Genomic DNA, 20,642 nt, shown 5'->3' on the forward strand with positions numbered 1-20,642 from the left:
CCGGTTACTGGCGAGTACGGTAGCTGTCGGCCCGGCCCGGCGTCATCGGCGTTCGCCGAGGAAGTCGAGGATGTGACCGAACACGTCGAGGGCGGCGCCCCGGCCGAGGAACGTGTCCAGGTGCCCGTAGCCGGGGATCTCGGTGTAGGACACGTCCAGTTGGGGCTGCCGCCGGGCGAGGACGTCGCGGCACAGTTCCTGGGAGTCAAGCCACAGACCGTTCTCGCTGCCCGCGAGGAGCAGGACGGGGGTGTCGATGCGGGCCGCCGCGTCCAGCGCGTTCGCCGGCAGGGCCCGGTAGCGGTGGTCGGTGTCGTGCCAGCGGACCACGGTTCGGGCCAGTTCGATCCGGCGCAGATGCGGCAGGATCCACAGCGGGGCGGGGCCCAGCAGCTCCGCGAGCCGGTAGTGGGTGGTCTCGCAGAGGTGCTCGTGCACGAAGAGCGACGCGCCCGTGCCCCAGGCGGAGTTGTGCAGGATCTGGCAGGTGGGGTCCGGGCAGCTCGCCTTCCGGCCGGCCAGCGCGAACAGCGGCGTGTACTTCGATCTCAGACCGACCGCTCGGAAGTCGACCGGTATGTGGTCGATCCGGCCCTTCAGCAGTTCCCCGGCCACGGACATGCGCAGCGAGGTGCGCCCCGCGAGTTTCGGCGTCAGGAACACGCCCTGCGACACCACGCCCGCGAGTCCCGGCACGAGCCCCGCCGTCATGCTCAGCGACAGGGCGAGGGAGCCGATGCAGTGGGCGACCACGAACAGCGGCCGGTCGCCGATCCGTCGCCTGATGTGCGCGACGGCCTCGGGGACGTCGTACAGGGCCACGTCGTCGTAGGTGTACCTCCGGCCGGTCTCGTTGTACGGCAGCCGGCAGCTGCCCCGCCAGTCGAGCAGCCAGGGCTCGTAGCCGTCGTCGAGCAGGACGTCGACCAGGTTGCGGGTCTCCGGCAGCAGGAACATGTCCGCGGACGCGGTGTGTCCGTGCAGCAGCAGCACCGCGGGGCCCTCGCCCGCCCCTTCGCCGACGCGGGTCAGGCCGAGCCTGACGCCGTCGCCCGCGTGGAACGGGATCTCCTCGACGGCCGCCGGATCGAGGCGGTGGCGCAGGGGGCGCGGGACCGTGGCGGTCCTCGTCCCGCGACGGGCGGCCCGGGCCGGTGAGCCCGTCGTCCTGAAGATCATCGCTTGTGCTCCGTGAGGGTGGGGGTGCGGCGCAGGTCGAGGAGGTCCGCGGCGGCGCGGGCGAAGGGGCCGAGCAGTCCGCGGCCCACTTCCGCGCCGAACCAGGCGAGCCAGGTGAGTTTGGCGGCGCGCTTCTCCCGGCCGGTCAGGCGCGGGTCGACCTTGATGCCGTCGATCTGGTCGCGCACGTAACGGTCGGCGGGTACGACCATCTCGCCCGCCAGGGTGGCCGGTTCGCCCTCGCGGCCGATCTCGACGGTCAGCGCGCGGGCCTGCCGCCAGACGTCGCGGCGGGCCCGCGCGTACTTGTGGCCCTCCAGCCACCAGCGCCCGCCGTCCGCGTCCCGCAACGACAGTCTGTAGCGCAGGAGTTGGTGGCGCATCCCGTGCTCCTGCGGAATACCCTCCTCGGGGCGCACCCAAAGGTCGCCGAGTTCGACCGTGAGCGGCTCGGGGTGCAGGGCAGTGCAGGTCAGCGTGCCGGCGACGTCCACCCGGCGCTCCTTCACGAGCTGGTACATGCTCGCGATGGACAGGGTGAGCGCCATGGAGCAGGGCACGTCGGGCGGAGCGCCGACCGGACCGACGCTTCCTTCGGCCGTCTCGGCGAACCAGAGGTACGGGTGGTCGTCCTTGCCGGGCAGCCGGGCGAGACCGTCCTCGGCGAGCCGCTCGAACGTGCCGAGCTGGGCCCGCGCATCGTAGCGAGCCGCCCCCGGCAGTCCGAGCGACTCGACGAGCGCCGCCGTCCGGTCGTCGGTGGCCGCCGGTCCGGTGAGGGTCGCCTCGCACAGCTTGAGGGCGGTGGGGCTGCGCAACACGCGGCCGAGGAAGGCGAGTTCGGGCACCGGTTCGGCGTCCAGCCGGTCCAGGGTGTCGCCGCGCCACTCGTCCCAGCCCTGCACGCGCACATGCATGCCGCCGAGGGCCATGTCGCGTACGACGTCGTCCAGGGTGTTGGGCACACCGGTCAGGTTGTAGTCGTAACCCCAGGCGTCGGGGTCGCACACGGCGGCGACCGCGACGCGGCTCACCCAGTCGACCGGGGCCGCGTTCAGGTGCCGGAAGGCGGGCACGGTGCGGAAGCGGCCGAAGGCGGAGATGAGGCCGCTGCTGAGGTCCTGGGGGTTGTGGGCACCGGTCCTGGTGTGACCGCCTATGCCGCCCGGACGCAGGGCGGTGACCACGAGGCCGTGGTCACGGGCCCGGCGGAGCGCTACCTCGGCCACCCACTTGCTCTGGTCGTAGCCGGAGACGAGACGGTCGACGCGGGCGAGGGGATCGTCCTCGCCGATCGAGGCGATGCCCACCTCGTTGAAGACGGCGATCGAGGAGATGTGGTGCAGCGGTTTGGGCCGTCCGGTCGCGGCGAGTTCGGCGAGGGTCAGGGCGCCGAGGACGTTGCTGCGTCGCAGCGACTGGTAGCCGCGCAGGAAGTCGACGGCCGCCGCCACGCCGACGACGCTGTCCAGCTCATCGGCGAGGGTGTCCCACAGCTCGTCGGACAGGCCGAGCCGTGGGCTCCGGATGTCGCCGGGCAGCACGGTCACCCGGCGGCGGACCTCCGACGACCAGGGAAGCCGGTAGCTCCTGAGCTGCTCGCCGAGCCGGGCGGTGGCCGTCTCCTCGTCCGCAGCGCGGACCAGGCAGTGGACGTGGGCGTCGGTGTGCCGCAACAGGTCCAGCAGCATGTGTCCGCCGAGGAAGCCGGTGGCGCCGGTCAGCAGGATGCGGCGGGGCGGCAGCGGTTCGGGGGCGCCGGTCCAGGGGAGCCGGTCCGCGAGAGCGAGGTCGGCGAGGATCTGGTCCAGATCCTCCGAGCGCGCCGTCGCGAACGCGGCGGCGCGGCCGTCGGGTTCGGGGGCGGACGCCGAGACCGGCGGGGTGCGCGGGGACGGGACGCGGAGGGGGCGCGCGACTACGGCAGGGAGCGCACGCGCGGTGCACGCGAGTCGCGGACCGGCGGGGGGCGCCGGGCTGGCGCCCTCGGAGATCGCGGGGCCGGTGGTCGCGACAGCCGTCCGCTCGTCCGCGTGTGTCGCGGGGTGGGTGGTCACGGCAACTGCCCGACCGTCGGCGGAAGTCGGGCTGCCCGTCGCGGGAGCCGAAGGGCGGGTGACCCCGGCATCCGCCTTGCCGCCCGCCGGGGTGGACGGCGCGGCCGGACTCGTCCCGGCCACCGGATCTTCCGGCGTGATCGGGATCGCGAGGACGGTTCCGGCCCCGTTGGCCGAGAGCCACCGCCGTGCCAGGCTGCGCGGACGGGCGTCGGCGAACACGTCGTCCAGACCGACCTCCGTCCGGAGCATCCGCTCCAGCTCCGCGACGAGTTCCACGGCGCCCACGGAACTGCCTCCGGCGTCGAAGAAGTCGGCGTCGAGCGGCAGATGCCCGTCGGGCACGTACGGAGCCGCGGCGGCGGCGATGGCCGCGGCCAGCGCTTCCACGTCCCGCAGGGCGTCGGCGCCGTCCGGGCGGAGCGACGCCGGGCCCGGTGTCCTGCCGGTGCCGGGTGCCCTGCCGGTGCCGGGCGACTCCGTATCGGTACTGGTGGAGGCCGTATCGGCGCTCCTGCGGGAGGCCGTGCCGGCGCCGCCGTCGGAGGTCGTGCCGGGCGAAGTCCCCCTGCTCCGGGCCCCGGAAGCCGTACCGCTGCCGGGTCCACCGGCACCGGCGCCGGAGCCAAAGTCCGCCCCCGCGGTGTCGCCGTCACCACGGCTCTCGGGGGCGGGTACGCCCATGGCCACCGCGGCTTCGGCCGGAGCGTGCGGGCCGGTCCCCGGCGGTGTGGTGGCCGACCGGACCCTGGCCAGCAGGGCGTCCACGTCGAGCCCTGAGCCGCCCCGCTCGATCGACTCGGCGGTCGCGCGCTGCCCGGTCTGCGCCGGGGCGTCGTCGTTCACGTCAGGCATGAGAACCCTTCACGGTGTGCACGGTCGTGTTCTTCACTGCTGCCGCCGGGACTTCACTGCTGCCGCCAGGAGCGGAAGGCCCGCAGCTGTTCCGGTGCGACCACGCTCTCCAGTCGCTCGTCGTCCGGATCGCCGCCGCCGAGCGCGGCGAGGAGCCGACGGGCCGGCGCATTGCGCGGAGTGCGCTCCGCGGTCAGCCGGACCTTGGCGCAGCCGAGCCGGTCGGCGTGGTCGGCCAGTCGGCGCAGCAGGTGTTCCTCCACACCCCGGCCGAGCGCACGGCAGCTCAGCATCCAGGCCAGCACGTCCAGTTGGTCGCCCTCGGCGCGAACGGCGAGCAGCCCGACCTGGCCGTAGTCGCCGAAGCGGTCCCGGGCCGCGGCTGTCCACACCTCGCCGCACTCCCGCCACCGGGCGAGATCACCGCCGTCGGCAGATCGCGCGCGGAGGGTGAACTGATTGGTCCGACGCACGAGTTGCTCGGCCCGCGGCACGTCCGTCCCGCTCAGCTCGCGGATGTCGACCTCCAGACCCAGTTGGCCGAGGAACTCCTCGAATCCGGCCTGGCCGCGCGCGGCGTCGCGTTCCCGTTCCTGTTCGTAGAAGCGGGCCCGAAATGCGTCCTCGGCTGTGACGGCGGCCGGGACCAGCGGCCACAACCGCCCGAGGAACTCCTCCAGTTCTGCGGCCGGTGGGCAGGTCACCGACAGCACCTCGGGCAGCGCCGACCGCATCCCCGCGATCTCCACCGGATTGTCGTCGAGGAACAGGAAACTGTCCGGTCCCAGGTTGAGCGCGCGCGCCGCCTGGGCGAGGCGTCCGGGCTTCGGGCCCCAGGTGGCGGAGAGCACGCTGAAGTGCTCCGCCTTCAGGAGGCTTTCGGGCCGGTCGAGGACGGACCGGACCGTGTCCTCGTCGTTGTTGCTGACCAGCGCCAGCAGCGCGCCCGCGGCACGCCATTCGAGCAGCCGCCGGGCCAGCAGTGCGCGCGGGCCGGTCAGGTCCACGGCCGACGGACCGATCTCGCCGGCCACCCCGCCCCACAGGGTCTCGTCGCCGTCCACCGCGATCACCTTCGGCGCGGGACGGCGTACGGCCCGGACGACGTCGGCCAGGCTCAGGGCCACCGCCGCCTGGAAGCGCGGGGTGAAGGGGAGGTGGGCGAGGCGCTCGGTGCGCTCGTCGAAGCGGTCCTCGACGACGTGCCGAGTGGTCCAGTCGTCGGTCCGGAGCACCGCGACGCCGGACAACCCGGCGAGTTCGGCGGCAAGTTCGCGCTCCCAGCGGGCGAAGCGACCGTCCTCCTCGCGGGCGGACGGCAGGAAGCCGAAGATCAGCGGATTCCTGGTCCGCTCGGTCAGGTCCCGCACCGCGGCGGGATACGCGGCGCGCAGCTCGGCGAGCAGCCCGTCGTCCACCGGCCCGAACCGTGTCAGGTCCGCGGCGCGCAGCAGCACGACACCGATCTCCGCGGCGGGGTCGGCGAAGACGCCCGACGGGTCCCGCAGGGCGGCGAGGACCTGGTGGTACGGGGCTTCCGTGACCGTGAGACCGCCGTCCGGGGTGTCGTCCCGCACCGCCGCTTCGCACAGCCGGGGCAGGTCGCCGAGGGCGAAGGTGGCCGCGAGGGCGAACGTACCCGGCACGGTGACCTCCACGGTCGTACTCCTGCCCCTACCCTGAGCTTCACCTGCCGCGGCCGTGTCTCCCGCGGCCCCCGCCGTGTCTCCCGCGGCCCCCGCCGTAGCCGCGGCGCCCGCCGTCGCCGCGGCGCCCGCCGTCGCCGTGCCCCTTGCGGCATCGATCGTCGTCGTCGGATCCTGCGCCGCCTCGGCGAGCAGGCGCAGGAACTCCTCCCCGAGTCCGGTGGAGGTGGCCGCGTCGAGGATGTCGAGGTTGTGGTCGAGCCGGACGCGGCGCGCGTCGGGCGTCATGGTGACCATCAGGTCGAGGTCGGTGTAGCCGGTCCCGGCCGGGAGCACTTCCAGGCGGGTGAGGCCGCCCGCCGACGAGCGGACGTAGTTGAAGTACACCTCCACCAGCGGGGCTTCGGGGCGGTGCAAGCCCTGCGAGGCGAGGGCCGACAGGACGTCGGAGAACATGGCGCCACGGGCGAGGATGCGGTCGAGGCCGCTGTCGGTGCGGCGCACCACGTCCTCGACGCGTTCGTCCGCCCCGGCCCGGGCCGGGAACGGCACCGGCACGCCGAAGAAGCCCACGGCGTCGTGCGCGTCGGCGTGGATGCGAGTGTCCACGGGCACCGCGAGGACGAAGCGCTCCCGCTGCCGCGTCCTCGCGAGCAGCACGGTGAGGACTCCGAGGCAGAAGGCGGCGGGGGTTACGGCGAGCCGGCCCGCAGCCTCCGCCACGCGCTCGGTGAGCCCGGCGGGGATCTCCAGGGTGACGCTGCCGGCACGGTACGCGCGGGTCTTCGGGCGGGGCCGGGCGAGGGTGAGGTCGAGGCGTTCGCTGCCGTGGAAGGCCTCTCGCCACTCGGTGAGGGCGGTGGCGCCGCCCGGCCGCTGGGCCTCGATCAGCAGGTCGATGTCCCGGTTGGTGACGTCGTTCCCGAGCGGGGTGCCGGACAGCTCGACGTCGATCTCCCCGGCCACGAGCAGCAGCGACTGGAGGTCGCTGACCGCGTGATGGGCGCCGAACACCAGCACCTGGCCGTGCGCACCGCCGTCGAGCAGTTCGAACCGCCACAGCGGCGGCTCGGCCAGGTCGAAGGGCGGCTCCAGCAGCTCCTTCAGACGGGCCCCTGCGTCGAGTCCGGCCGGGTCGTCCATGGTGGTCCAGCGCAGCAGCGGTGCGGCGAGCTCCCGGTCGACGCGCAGCTGCCTCCCGGCCTCGCTGTCGCTGACGATCGCCGTGCGCAGGGCGGCGTGCCGTCCGGAGAGGCGGGTGAGGATGCCGGTCAGTGTCCGCCGGTCGGTGGGGGCGGTGAGCCGGACCGCGAGGCCCACGGCGTGTGCGGCGTCCGGCATACCCGGCCGGGCGCTGCGCAGGAGGCGTACGACGTCACGGGTGACCGGACGCAGTTCGGTCTTCGGCACGCCCGTCGGCGGGTGGCCCGCCGTCCCCGCCGGGTTCCCCGGTGCCGAGGTCGGGCGTTCCGGCAGTACCTCGCCGAGGGCGCGTGCGAGAGAGCGGATGTCGCTCGCCGAGAACATCTCGGCCGTCGGGAGTTCGACGCCCAGTTCCCGGGCGAAGGCGTTGCGCAGCCGCACCAGCATCAGGGAGTCGAGGCCGAGTTCCTTCAGGGCCGTGGTGGCGGACACGTCCACGACGCCTCCGGCGACCTCCTCGACCCGGGCGCGTACGTACGCCTCCAGCCAGGTGGCACGGTCGTGGCCCGGCGTCGCCTCGAACACCCTTCTGACGAGCCCGTCCAGGTCCGCCGTGCGAGCCGGCGCGGCCACGAGGTCGGCGAGCACCGGGCGGGAGCGCGCCACGTCCGGGGCGAGCGCCAGCATGTCCCAGTCCAGGGCCATGGGCGCGAGCTGACGGCGTGCGGTGCCGAGCACACGCTCGAACATGTCGCCACCGTCCTGCGGTGAGAAGGCGAGCAGGCCCGAGCGGCCGGTCTGCGCGGCCCGGGTGCCGGACTCGGCGACCATGCCGACTCCTGCCCAGGCACCCCAGTCGAGGCTCAGTGCGCGGCGGCCGGCGCGGGAGAGGTGATGGGCCCAGGCGTCGAGGAAGGCGTTGGCCGCCGAGTACGGGCTCTGTCCGGCCGAGCCGAGGAGTCCGGCCGCGGACGCGAAGAGGACCAGGTTGCCGGCCTCCGGGACGAGTTCGGTGAGCAGGGCGGTGCCCAGCACCTTGGGGGCGAGGACGCCCAGGACGCGTTCGTCGGTCAGCCGGGCCACGGTGGCGTCGTCGAGCACACCGGCGGCGTGGACGACCCCGGCGACGGGGCCGGCTTCGCGTCGCAGGGCGTCCAGGGCTGCCGAGAGGCTGTCGCGGTCGGCGACGTCGGCGCGTGCGAGGTGCACGGTGACGCCCCGCTCCTCGATGCCGCGGATCCAGTCCCGGGTGTCCTCGTCGGGGATGCCCCTGCTCATCAGGGCGAGTCGGCGGGCACCCCGCCGGGTCAGCCGTTCGGCGACGACGCGGCCGAGACCGCCCAGGCCTCCGGTGACGAGGTACACGCCGTCCGCGGTGACGGCGCCGTGCCCGTCCTCGTCGGCGCGGGTGCGGGCCAGGCGGGGCACCAGGCGACCCGACTCCCGCAGCGCGACGAGGCGTTCGTCGTCGGCGTGCCTCAGCTGTGTCCACAGGGCGTCGGTGCCGCCTTCGGACGGCAGGTCGACAAGGGTGGTGGACAGCTCGGGGTACTCCTGCGCGACGGCGAGCCCGAACCCCCAGGCGAGCGCCTGCTCGGGGTGCGTCACCTGTTCGCTGCCTCCCGCGGCCTGGCTGCCCCGTGCGATGACGAACAGCCGGGGCACCGGGCCCCGGGTGCGGCCTGTGAGGGTGCGTACGAGATGCAGTGTGCTCAGGCAGCACAGGCGGGCCGACTCCTCGGCCGTGCGGGCGTCCGTGACGGGCGGGGCGTCGAGGGCGGAGAGCTGGACCACCCGCTCGGGTGGTGTGTCGGCGAACGCCTCGTCCAGCAGCCGGGCCAGCTGGCGCGGGTCGGCCGGATCGAGGACGTACCGGCCCGGTCCCTGCCTGCCAAACGTGTCGCCGCGGCGGACGATCACATGGGGCACCGAGTTGCCGAGCCGTTCGGCGAGCTCGCCGGCCGTCCCGGTCTCGTCGGCCAGGATCAGCCAACTGCCCTGCGGGGGCGGCTCCTGTGCGGCCGGCCGGGGCTGCCAGTGGGTCTCGAACAGCGCGCCGTCCAGTGGTGACAGTGCGGTGAGTTCGAGATCCACCGCTTCCAGGACGAGTTGTTCGTCATGGTCCCAGAGCCGCAGGTCCAGGGTTGCGGTGTCGCCGTCCAGGGACCGCAGGACGCAGGTGACCCACACGGGGGTGGTGCGCAGCCCGGTGAAGCGCAGCCGTCCGACGCCGGCGGGCACGAAGGCCCGTTCCTGCGGGGCGCCGGTCGGCAGGGCGGCGCTGTGGAAGGCGGCGTCGAGCACGGCGGGGTGCAGCAGATGGCCGGCGGCGGCCCGGTCGGCGAGGCGGCCGAGCGCCACGGTGTCCGTGCGGTGGCCCGCCTCCAGGCCGCGGAAGGCGGGGCCGTACTCGATGCCCAGGGCAGCGAGGCGTGCGTAGACGGCGGGCAGGTCCGCTTCCTGCCCGCACCGTTCGCGGAGCGCGCGGGGCGTCTCGTACGTCTCGCCGATGGCTCCCCCGGCGGGCTCGGCGGCAGGCTCCGTGGCGGGTTCGGCGGCAGGCTCCGCGGCGGCTTCGGCCGTGGATCCCCCGGTGACTTCCGCGGTGGACTGCCCCGTGAGCTCGCCAGTGTCGACGACGAGGCGTCCGGCGACGTGCCGCTGCCAGCGCGTGGGCCGTTCCCCCGCGGTCGCCGAGGCGATGGTGAAGCTCCGGGAACCGTCGGCGGCGGGCCGCACGACCAGTTGCAGCCGGATCGGCCGGTCCGCATCGAGGCGCAGCGGGTGCAGGAACCGCACGTCGGCGAGGCTCACTTCGGCCCGCCGCGTGTCGAGGCCGTCCCGCACGGCGGACGCTGCGGCCAGGGCCATGTCGAGGAACGCGGCGCCGGGCAGCCACACTTCACCGCCGACGCGGTGGTCGGTCAGATAGGCGAACCGGCTGTCGCGCAGGTCGATCTCGCTCTGGAAGAGGTGCCGGTCGGGCTCGTCGCTGGACTCGACGTGCGTGCCCAGCAGCGGTGAGCCGCCGCCGCCCGCGGGCGCCGGGGCCAGCCAGTGCCGTTCACGGGCGAAGGCGTACGTCGGCAGCTCGGCCCTCTGCCCCTCGGGGAACAACGCCTGCCAGTCAGGGGTGTACCCGCTCTCGTACAACTCCCCCAGCCTGCTCAGCAGCACGTCGCGTCCGTCCTCCCGGCGGCGCAGTGAGGCGACGCCGACCGCGTCGGTGCCCGCCTCGGCGGCCACCGCCTCGACGGACGGGAGGAGCGACGGGTGCGGGCTCAGCTCGACGAACCAGCGGTAGCCGTCGTCGAGCATGCCGCGGACGGTGTCGGCGAACCGGACGGGTTCGCGGAGATTGGCGTACCAGTACGCGGCGTCGAGCAGGTCGCCCGGTGCGGGTTCCGCGCGCACCGTCGAGTACAGCGTGGTCGGCGCCACGGTGCCTCGGACGCCTGAGAACCGGTCGAGCAGGTCCGCCCGGAGCGGCTCCATCAACGGCGTGTGCGAGGCGAACGGCGTCGACAGCGGCCTGGCCGGAACACCCCGCTCGTCGAGGTGTCGGCGCAGCTCGGTCAGGTCGTCCGCCCGGCCCGAGACCGCCGTGGAACGGCCGCTGTTGACCGCCGCGACGAAGAGCCGGCCGGCGTACGGAGCGAGCAGTCCCTCGACCTCGGCCCGCGGCAGTGCGACGGACAGCATGCCCCCTTCGCCGACCAGGGGTGCGACCGCTCCGGCGCGCCCGGTCACCACCCTCACGGCATCGTCCAGGGTGAGGGCCTCCGCGACGTAGGCGGCGGCGATCTCGCCCAGACTGTGTCCGACCACGGCGTCCGGGATGACACCGAGCGCCCGCCAGCCGGCGGCCAGGGCCGCGTTCACCGCGAAGAGCACCGGCTGGAGGTACTCGGTCCGGTCGAGAGGGGAAAACTCCTCGGGCGCGCGCAGCACGTTGAGGACGGACCAGCCGGTGTGCCGGTGCACGGCGGCGTCGATGCGTGCGAGCTCCTCACCGAAGGCGGGCGACCCGGCCATCAGCCCAAGTCCCATGCCCGGCCATTGGCCGCCGTGCCCGGCGAAGACGAACGCCACCTTGCCGGTGGTCTCCTCGCGCGACGGTGCCAGCGGTGCCCGTCCTGCGGCCAGCGCGTCGAGCCGGGCGTGCAGCTCGTCCCGGTCGTGCGCGACGATCGCGGCGCGCCGCTCGAAGTGACTGCGGTGCCTGGCCAGCGTGTGCGCCACAGCGGGCAGCTCGGCGCCGCCGCCGATGTGCCGGGCCAGTCGTGCCGCCTGCCCCCGCAGGGCGGTCTCGCCGCGTGCGGACAGCACGAACAGCGGCTGCCCCGGGGCCGGTCGCCCCTGCTGTACGACTTCCTCGGCGCGGGGTGCCTCCTCCACGATCACGTGCGCGTTGGTGCCGCTGATGCCGAAAGCGCTCACGCCGGCGCGCCGGACCCGCTCGGCGGAGGCGGGCCAGGGCACCTCGTCTTGCAGCAGCCGCAGCCCGCTGCCCTCCCAGTCGACGTGACGGCTCGGCGTGTCGGCGTGCAGGGTGCGCGGCAGCGCCTGATGGCGCAGCGACTGCACCACCTTCATCAGCCCGATGACGCCCGAAGCGGCCTGTGCGTGACCGATGTTGGACTTGAGCGAGCCCACGTGGAGGGGCCGTCCGACCGGACGGGAGCGGCCGAAGACCTCCGCCAGGGCGTTCGCCTCGATCGGGTCGCCCAGCGTCGTGCCCGTGCCGTGTGCCTCGACGTGGTCGATGTCGGCGGGCTCCAGCCCCGAGGCCTCCAGCGCCCGGCGGATCACCTGTTCCTGCGCGGGGCCGTTCGGCGCGGACAGCCCCTGGCTGCGGCCGTCCTGGTTGACGGCCGTTCCGCGCAGCACGGCCAGCACCTCGTCGCCGTCGCGCCGCGCGTCGCTCAGCCGCTTCAGTACGATCATGCCCGCTCCCTCGGCCCAGACGGCGCCGTCCGCGTCGTCGGAGAAGGAACGGCACCGCCCCGTCGGGGAGAGTCCGCGCAGCCGGCTGAACTCCACGAAGGTCTGCGGTGTCACCATGAGCGTCACGCCCCCGGCGAGCGCCAGGTCGCACTCTCCCGACCTGAGGGCCTGCGCCGCCAGGTGCAGCGCCACCAGCGACGACGAGCACGCGGTGTCCACCGTCAGGGCGGGGCCGTGCAGGCCCAGGGCGTAGGCGAGCCGGCCGGAGGCGACGCTGAGCGCGGATCCCGTGCCGACGTAGCCGTCGAGCTGGTCGAGCCGGGAGCCCGCGAGATAGTCGCTGCCGAACATGCCGACGTACACACCCGTGCTGCTCCCCGCCAGTCCTCCCGGCACGATCCCGGCACGCTCCAGCGCCTCCCACGCCGTCTCCAGCAGGACACGCTGCTGCGGGTCCATGGCCGCCGCCTCCCTCGGCGTGATCCCGAAGAAGGCCGCGTCGAAGGTCCTGAGGGCGTCGTCGACCAGGAACCCGCCTTCGCGGGCGTATGTCTTGCCCGGGGCGTCCGGGTCGGGGTCGTACAGCGCCTCCACGTCCCAGCGGCCGTCCGGGAAGGCGCCGACCGCGTCACGGCCCTCGGCGAGCAGGCGCCACAGGGCGTCCGGGTCGTCGACGCCGCCCGGTGCGCGGCAGGCCATCGCGACCACGGCCACAGGCTCGTCGCAGGCGGGGGCTCGGACGACGGCGGGCCGTGTGCCGGACGCGGTCGCCCGGGCCGCCGGCCCGCTCGTCGCGAGTGCGGTGGCCAGCAGATGTTCGGTGAGCCGGGCCGCCGTGGGGTGGTCGAACACCAGGGTCGCGGGGAGCCTGGCGCCGATGCGGGTGCTGATCCGGTTGCGGAGTTCCACCGCCGTCACCGAGTCCATGCCGAGGTCGCGCAGTGGCTGATCGGGACGGACCGACTCCGCCGAACGCAGGCCGAGGGCGCGGGAGGCCTCCTCGCGGACCAGGGCCAGGACGGGGCCGGCACGTTCGGGCTGCGGCAGCCGGGCCAGGCGGTCGGCCAGCTCGCCGCCTCGGCCGGGGCGGGGCGCGGGCAGCAGCGAGCGCCACAGGGCCGTCGTCGCACTGTCCGCGGCGGCCGTGGTCTCCCGCAGCCGGGGCAGGTCCAGGGACCAGGCGACCAGGTGAGGCGCGCCGTGGGACAGGGCGAGTTCGACGAGTTCCCGGCCGGCGTCGGCGGTGAGGGCGCGGTGGCCGGTCCGGGCCATCCGCGCGAGGTCGGCGTGCTCGGCGGCGAGGCCTTCACCGGCCCAGGCTCCGAAGGAGACGGAGGTACCGGGCAGACCCAGGGCCCGCCGGTGGTGGGCGAGTTGGTCGAGAAAGACATTGGCCGCGGCGTAGCTGGCCTGTCCCGCGTTGCCGACGACTCCCGCGGCGGAGGAGATCAGCAGGAAGAGGGCGAGCGGCGCGCCGGCGGTGAGCCGGTGCAGATGACCGGCGCCGTCGGCCTTGGGGCGCAGCACCTTCGCGAGGCGGTCGGGGGTGAGGTCGGCGACCACCCCGTCGTCGAGGACGCCCGCGCAGTGCACGACGCCGCGCAGCGGCGACTGGGCGCCGACGCGGCCCAGGACGTCGGCCACGGCCGCCGCGTCCGCGACGTCGCACGCGGCGACCTCTGCCTCGGCGCCCAGCGCGCGCAGTTCGGCGACGACGTCGGCCGCCCGCGGATCGTCCGGACCGCGTCGTGAGGTCAACAGCAGCCGGGGGGCGCCGCGTTCGGCGAGAAGGCGGGCGATGTGCCGGCCGACGGCGCCCAGGCCTCCGGTGATCAGCACCGTGCCGTCGGTGGGCACGGCCCCGGCCGCTGTGCCCGCCTCGGGACAGTCCGCACGAACCAGCCGGGGAACGAGCAACGCGCCGTCGCGTACGGCGAGTTCGGGCTCGTCGGTCCGCCCCAGGGCGGCCGGCAGAGCCCCGGCGGGATCGGAGCCGTCGAGGTCGACCAGGGTCAGCCCCAGGTCGGGGTGCTCGGCGCGGGCGCTGCGCACCAGGCCCCACAGCACCGACTGGGCCAGGCCCGGCACCTCGTCCCCGCCCCCGGCGGCGACCGCGCCCCGGGTCACCCACACGGTCCGGGCCGGTGCCCCGCCCCGCGGGAGCGCGATCAGGGCACGTAGCTCGGCCAGCGCCGACACCGCCAACTCGTGTGCGGCAGCGCCCTGTTCCGTTTCGGCCGGACGCGGCCAGAAACGTACGACGGCTTCGGCGCCCTCCTCGCGCCCGCCGGTCCGCGCGGCCGAGAGCACGCGCCGGGCCGCCTCCACCTCAGGGTCGGACCGGTCGCCGACGACCGTCCACTCGTGGGCGGTTTGCGTGGCAGGCTCGTCGGGCGCGGGCGTCCACGCGACTTCGTAGAGGTGGCGGGCGTTCCCGGAGCCCCGGGTGAGGTCCGCCGGATCGGCGCCCCGCAGCCGTACGCCTTCCAGCCGGCCCGCCGGGAGGCCGTCGGCATCCCACAGCGTCACGTCCAGAGTGAGGTCCGTGCCGGGCTCCCCCGCCCCGGCACGTGTCCCGGAGATCTCCGACCGGCGCACGAGCGCCGTGAGATCGTGCGCACCGCCGGGCGGCAGTGCGCAGCGGCCCACCGCGACCGGCAGCCGTACCCGGCCGTCCGCCGCGTCGAGCGCGGCGGCCACGTGCAGCGCGGCGTCGAGCAGGGCCGGGTGCACCGGGTACGGGTCGGCCGTGTCCCGGGCCGTGGCCGGCAACGAGATCCGGGCCAGCAGCTCGCCGTCACCCGTGATGGCCGCCGAACGAACGCCTTGGAAGGCAGGACCGTAGACGAGCCCCAGGGCGGCGAGCCGTTCGTAGGTCTGTGCGCTCCAGGACGGTTCCGCCGTCCGCGGCCATTGTGGCGCGGGGCCTGCCGTGTCCGGGGCAGGGGACGCCGCGGAGGCGGTGGCGTGCAGGGTCCAGCTCGGGTCCGCCTGTCCGCGCGGGCGGCTGTGCACGGTGATCTCCGGTGCGGGTCCAAAGACGTCGACCTCGACGGACACCTCGACCGTGCCCGACTCCGGCAGCACGAGGGGCGCGAGCAGCACCAGGTCGGTGACGTCGGCGGGGTCGTCCGGGCGGGCCGCGTCGAGCGCGGCGCGGCACAGCTCCATCTGGGTGGTGCCCGACACCACGGTCCGGCCGAACACGGTGTGGTCGGGCAGCCAGTCGGCGGTGGCCGAGGACCACTCGTTGCGGAAGGTCCAGCGGGTCTCGTCGGCGGACCGCAGCTGGACGCCGAGCAGCGGATGCGCGGCACGGTCGAGGAGGCTCGGCACCGCCCCGGCCGGTTCGGGCTCGATCCAGTGGCGCTGGGGGTCCCAGGCGTACGTCGGCAGGTCGGCCGGCTCCGTCGCGGCGATCAGCCGGCCCCAGTCGATCCGTCGTCCATGGACGTGGAGTTCGGCAGCAGCCCGGTCGAGACAGGCGGGTCCGTCCTCGTCGCGCCGCAGCGATCCGACGGCGAGCAGGTCGGTATCGAGCTCGTCGCCGACGGTGCGCACGGCCGTCAGCAGGGAGGGGTGGGGGCTGAGCTCGACGAAGTGGCGGAACCCGTCGGCGACCATGCGCTCCACGGTGGGTGCGAACCGGACGGGTTCACGGAGGTTGGTGTACCAGTAGTCGGCCGCGAGCTCCTCGGTGACCGGCTCGGCGGTGACCGTCGAGTACCAGGCGACGGAGGACGGGAAGGTGGTGACGCCGTCGAGTTCGTCGAGAATCGTGCCGCGGACGGACTCCACCTGGGCGCTGTGGGACGCGTAGTCGACGTCGAGGCGGCGCACGAACACCTGTCGGCGGTCGAGGTGGGCGAGCAGCGCCCGCAGGGGCTCCACGTCTCCCGCGACGACCGTCGAGCGGCCGCTGTTCACCGCGGCGACGGACACCCGGCCGTCGAGCTCGGCGAGGTGGGCCTCGACCTCGGAGTGCGGGAGCGCCACGACGGCCATCGCGCCGGTGCCGGACAGCGCGGTCAGGGCCTGGCTGCGCAGGGCGACCACCGCCGCCGCGTCGTTGAGGCCGAGCGCTCCGGCGACACAGGCGGCGGCGACCTCGCCCTGGCTGTGCCCGATCACGGCGTCGGGACGCACGCCCCGGGCCCGCCACACGGCGGCCAGGGACACCATCACGGCGAACAGGAGCGGCTGGACGACGTCCACGCGGTCCGATGAGGGGGCGCCCTCGTCACCGCGCAGCACTGCCGTCACCGACCAGGAGGTGAACGGACGCAGCGCGGCGTCGCATCGGTCGAGTTCGTCGGCGAACACAGGGCACGCGTCGAGGAGATCGCGGGCCATGCCGGCCCACTGGGCGCCCTGGCCGGGGAAGACGAAGGCCACCTTGCCCGGCGGGGCCGCCTGCTGGGGTCCGACGGTCAGCGCCGTGTCCGGCTGCCCGTCGGCCAGCCCCCGCAAGGCGGCCAGCAGTTCGTCGCGGTCGCCGGCCCGGACGACGGCCCGGTGCTCGAAGTGCGTGCGGTGGTGAGCGAGTGTCCCCGCGACGGTGGGCAGGGACAGCCCCGGCTCCGCGCCGAGCGTCCCGAGCAGCCGACGCGCCTGTCCCTGGAGGGAGGGAAGGGTACGGGCGGAGAGCGGGAAGAGGATGCCGGTCGGTGCGGCGGGCCGGCCGTCGGACGAATCGGCGGGGGCGGGCCGCGGCGCCGGGTTCGGGTCCGGCTTCGGCTTCGGCTTCGGCTTCGGCTTCGGCTGTCCAGCGGACTCGGCGGACGCGCGCGGCACGGGCGCCGGCGCCTCGCCCGGCCCGACTTCGGACTGCGCCCGCGCCCGCGACTGCGCGTGCGGCTGCGGCTGCGGCTGCGGCTCAGGGGACTCGGCAGACACCTGCCGCACGGGCACCGGCGCCTCGCCCGGCCCGACTTCGGACTGCGCCCGCGCCCGCGACTGCGGCTGCGGCTGCGGCTGCGGCTGCGGCTGCGGCTCAGGGGACTCGGCAGACGCCTGCCGCACAGGCGCCGGCGCCTCGCCCGGCCCGGCTTCGGATCGGGGCTGCGACTGCGCCCGCTCGGTGGACTCGGCGGACGGCCGCGACCCGCGGGGCGCCGAGGGCGCGCCGCCGAAGACGGAGTCCTGCCCCGTGTCCCGCCGGACGGCACGCGGCGGCCCGGAGAGCGGGCGGGCGAGTTCCGCCGGTGCCTCCTCCAGCACCACGTGGGCGTTCGTGCCGCTGATCCCGAACGCGCTCACCCCGGCCCGCCGTACGCGGTCGCCGCGTCGTGGCCAGGGCTGGGCGCTGCTGTGCACGCGCAGGCCACCGCCCGCCCAGTCGACCTGCTCCGTCGGCCGGTCCGCGTGCAGGGAGGCCGGGATCAGTTCGTGGCCGAGCGCCAGTACGGTCTTGAGGACGCCGCCGATGCCCGCCGCGGCCTGCGTGTGACCGATGTTGGACTTCAGGGATCCGACGCGGAGCGGTCGGTCGGCGGGGCGCCCGGGGCCGAAGACGGCGGCCAGGGCCCGGCCTTCGATGGGGTCGCCGAGCCGCGTTCCGGTGCCGTGCGCCTCTACGTGGTCGAGGTCGTCGGGTCCGAGTCCGGCGGCGTCGAGCGCCGCGCGGAGCACTCGTTCCTGGGCGGGGCCGCTCGGGGCGCTCAGTCCCTGGCTGCGGCCGTCCTGGTTGACGGCCGAGCCCCTGACGACCGCGAGCACCCGGTCGCCGTCCCGGCGTGCGTCCGCGAGTCGCTTGAGCAGCACCAGACCGCAGCCCTCGGCCCACACCACTCCGTCCGCGTCTGCGGAGAAGGGGCGGCACCGCCCGGACGGCGACAGCGCGCGCAGCTTGCTGAACTCGACATGGCCGCGCGGGGTGACGAGCAGGGTGGCACCGCCGGCCAGCGCCATGTCGCACTCCCCCGCGGCGAGCGCCCGCGCGGCCAGGTGCAGGGCGACGAGGGAGGAGGAGCAGGCGGTGTCCAGGGTCACCGCCGGACCCTGGAGGCCGAGGGTGTAGGCGATCCGTCCGGAGGCGACGCTGGACGCCGATCCCGTGCCGACGTGCCCGTCGAGCAGGCCCAGTTGGGCGGAGGCCATGTACCCGCTGTCGTACAGGCCCACGTAGACACCGGTGGAGCTGCCGTTCAGGGTCCCGGGCACGATCCCGGCGCGCTCGACGGCCTCCCAGGCGGTCTGCAGCAGCAGCCGCTGCTGCGGGTCCATGGCCGCCGCCTCCCGCGGTGAGATCCCGAAGAAGGAGGCGTCGAAGCGGTCGATGTCCGCGAGGAAGCCACCACGCAGGGTGTACGTCTTGCCGACGGCGTCGGGGTCGGGGTCGAAGAGGTCCCGGGTGTCCCAGCGGCCGGCCGGTACCTCGGTGACGGCGTCCTCGCCCGCGGCCAGCAGCCGCCACAGCGCCTCGGGGTCGTCGGCACCGCCGGGGAAGCGGCAGGCCATGGAGATGATCGCGACGTCGTCGTCGCCCCGCGTCCGCAGCCGGTCCGGTGCCGTGCCCTGCGAGGCAGTCGTCGCGCCGGGGGTCCCGTCGCCGAGGACCGCCTCGGCGAGTGCGGCGATGGTGGGGTGGTCGAAGGCGAGGGACGGCTCGGGGATCCGGCCCGTCCGTGCGGAGAGCTCCGCCACCAAGGTCACCAACTGCCGTGAACCCAGTCCGAGTTCGGCGATCGGCCGGTCGGTGTCCACGCTCAGCGGGTCGATCCCGGCCGCCCGGGCGACGGCCGAGGTGAGCCAGGCCCGTGCTTCCTCAGGGGTCGTGACGGGCGTCTCGGGTGACGGCTTCTCGGATTCGTGCGAAGGCATCTGAAGAGGTGTCCTCGTGAACTCGGGCTCAGCGTGGTTCCGTACGACCCGTCTGGGCTCCGTACGACCAGGGGCTGGGTTCCGGACGATCAGGATGGGTTCCGTACGGTCGGGCTGGTTCCGCACGAACGGCAGGGCGGGACGACGGTGAGGCAACAGGCCCCCACGCAGGGCATTTACGACCGAGGGCGCCGCGCGTCGCGTCGGGGCCGCCGCGTCACCCGAAAGCGGCGGCGTCGAGCACGGAGAGGGTTCCGGCGAGATACGCCTCCCGGGAGGCGTGGCGCTGGATCTTGCCGCTGGACGTCTTGGGGATGGAGCCGGGGTGCACCAGCACGATGGCGCGGACCGGCACCCCGTGCGCCCGGCCTACCGCGCTGCGGATCAGGTCGGTGATCTTCTCGGACTCGCCTGCCGCCTCGGGGGACAACTCCGCCACGACGACAGGCTGTTCACCCGCGGTCCCGCCGTCCACGGAGAACACCGCAGTGCACCCGGGACGCAGCGCCCAGTGGGACATCTCGGCGGAGAGCTCCAGGTCCTGCGGGTGGTGGTTGCGTCCGTCGACGACCATCAGGTCCTTGAGGCGACCGGTGACGAACAGTTCGCCGTCGCGCAGGAAGCCGAGGTCGCCGGTGCGCAGAAAGCGGTCCGGGCGGCCTTTCAGTGTGGCGCGGAAGGTCTCGCGGGTGACGAGGGCGTTGCGCCAGTAGCCCTTGGCGACGCTGGCGCCCGCCACCCAGATCTCGCCGACCTCTCCGTCCGGCAGTTCCTCCTGCAGCTCGGGGTCGGCGATCACCACGGTGGTGCCGGGGCCGGGCCGGCCGCAGCCCACCGCCGCCGCGTCCGCCTCTCCCGCGTGCGGTCCGCCGGGTGCCGCGTCGACCAGGACCGGAGGGGCCGGCATGGATCCGCCGGTGACCATCAAGGTCGTCTCGGCCAGTCCGTAGCACGGGTAGGAGGCCTCGCGGCGGAAGCCGGCCGGGCCGAAGGTGTCGGCGAAGCGCCGCAGTGTGGCGGCCCGCACCGGTTCGGCACCGTTGAACGCCACCTTCCACGAACTGAGTTCCAGGCCGTCGAGGAGCTCGGGCGTGGCGTGCTTGAGGCACAGCTCGTACGCGAAGTTGGGGCCGCCGCTGGTGTGCGGGCGGTACCGGGTCACGGCGTCGAGCCAGCGACCGGGCCGTTGCAGGAAGTGCAGCGGGGAGAACAGCGTCGCGGTGACGCCGAGGTAGACCGTGTTCAGGACCGGACCGATCAGGCCCATGTCGTGGTACACGGGCAGCCAGCTGACGAACATCTCGCGGCGGTGCTCGGCGATCGCGTCGGGGGTGTGCCCCATCCGCTCCGTGATGATCCGCTCGTTGTCCAGCAGGTTTCCGTGGGTGACCATCACTCCGCGCGGGACTGACGTGGAGCCGGAGGTGTACTGGAGGAAGGCGACCTGATCGGGGGCGAGGTCGGGTTCGTGCCAGGCGTCGGCCGCCTCGTCGGGGATGTCCTCGGTGGCGACGCAGGTGATACCGGCCAGTTCGGGCAGGTGCTCGGCCATGGCGCTCAGGGCGGCGAGCACCTCCCGTCCGCCGAGGACGACCGTGGCGTCCGCGTCGGCGATCAGGCGTTTCGTCCGGATCAGCGCGCGGTGGTTCTTGGACCGCCCTTGCGGGGGCACGCCGGGCACGGCGACGACTCCGGCCGAAAGGCAGCCCAGGTAGCCGCAGATGAACTCGATGCCGGGCGGATAGAGGAGCACGGCGCGCGCACCGGCGAGACCGCGGTCCTGGAGCCAGGCGGCGACGGCACGGGAACGACGGGCCAGCCTCGCGTACGTGATGTCCTGGACCTCCCCGTCAGCGTCGCCCGTGAGGAGGTAGCGGTAGGCGGTCGCCTCGGGCTGTTGCGAGGCGTGCACGGTCAGTAAGTCGACCAGGGAACGGGCCATTTGACGAGTCTCACCTGTTCGGATCATGGGGCGCGGAAAGCGAAGTCCGTG

At 74.4% G+C, this 20,642-nt stretch carries 4 protein-coding genes; all 4 read right to left on the reverse strand.

Annotation, left to right across the window (positions count from 1 at the left end; all coding sequences use genetic code 11):
- Positions 1-42: 42 nt before the first annotated feature.
- Positions 43-1,179 carry an alpha/beta hydrolase gene (locus H305_RS0106105; RefSeq protein WP_028799639.1) on the reverse strand — a complete coding sequence of 379 codons (1,137 nt, stop codon included), beginning with the start codon at positions 1,177-1,179 and terminating at the stop codon, positions 43-45.
- Complete coding sequence (locus H305_RS50175) at positions 1,176-4,091, reverse strand: thioester reductase domain-containing protein (protein ID WP_078628892.1); 2,916 nt, start codon at positions 4,089-4,091, stop codon at positions 1,176-1,178. The genes H305_RS0106105 and H305_RS50175 overlap by 4 nt, the downstream gene beginning before the upstream one ends.
- A 53-nt stretch (positions 4,092-4,144) precedes the next feature.
- The gene (locus tag H305_RS44610) at positions 4,145-18,649 is read right to left on the reverse strand and encodes a type I polyketide synthase (protein ID WP_078628893.1); all 14,505 of its coding nucleotides are present in this window, start codon (positions 18,647-18,649) and stop codon (positions 4,145-4,147) included.
- A gap of 217 nt (positions 18,650-18,866) precedes the next feature.
- The gene (locus tag H305_RS0106120; protein WP_051370386.1) at positions 18,867-20,591 is read right to left on the reverse strand and encodes a fatty acyl-AMP ligase; all 1,725 of its coding nucleotides are present in this window, start codon (positions 20,589-20,591) and stop codon (positions 18,867-18,869) included.
- Between the last annotated feature and the right edge of the window lie 51 nt (positions 20,592-20,642).

The sequence above is a fragment of the Streptomyces sp. 142MFCol3.1 genome, assembly GCF_000424945.1.
Taxonomy (GTDB): domain Bacteria; phylum Actinomycetota; class Actinomycetes; order Streptomycetales; family Streptomycetaceae; genus Streptomyces; species Streptomyces siamensis.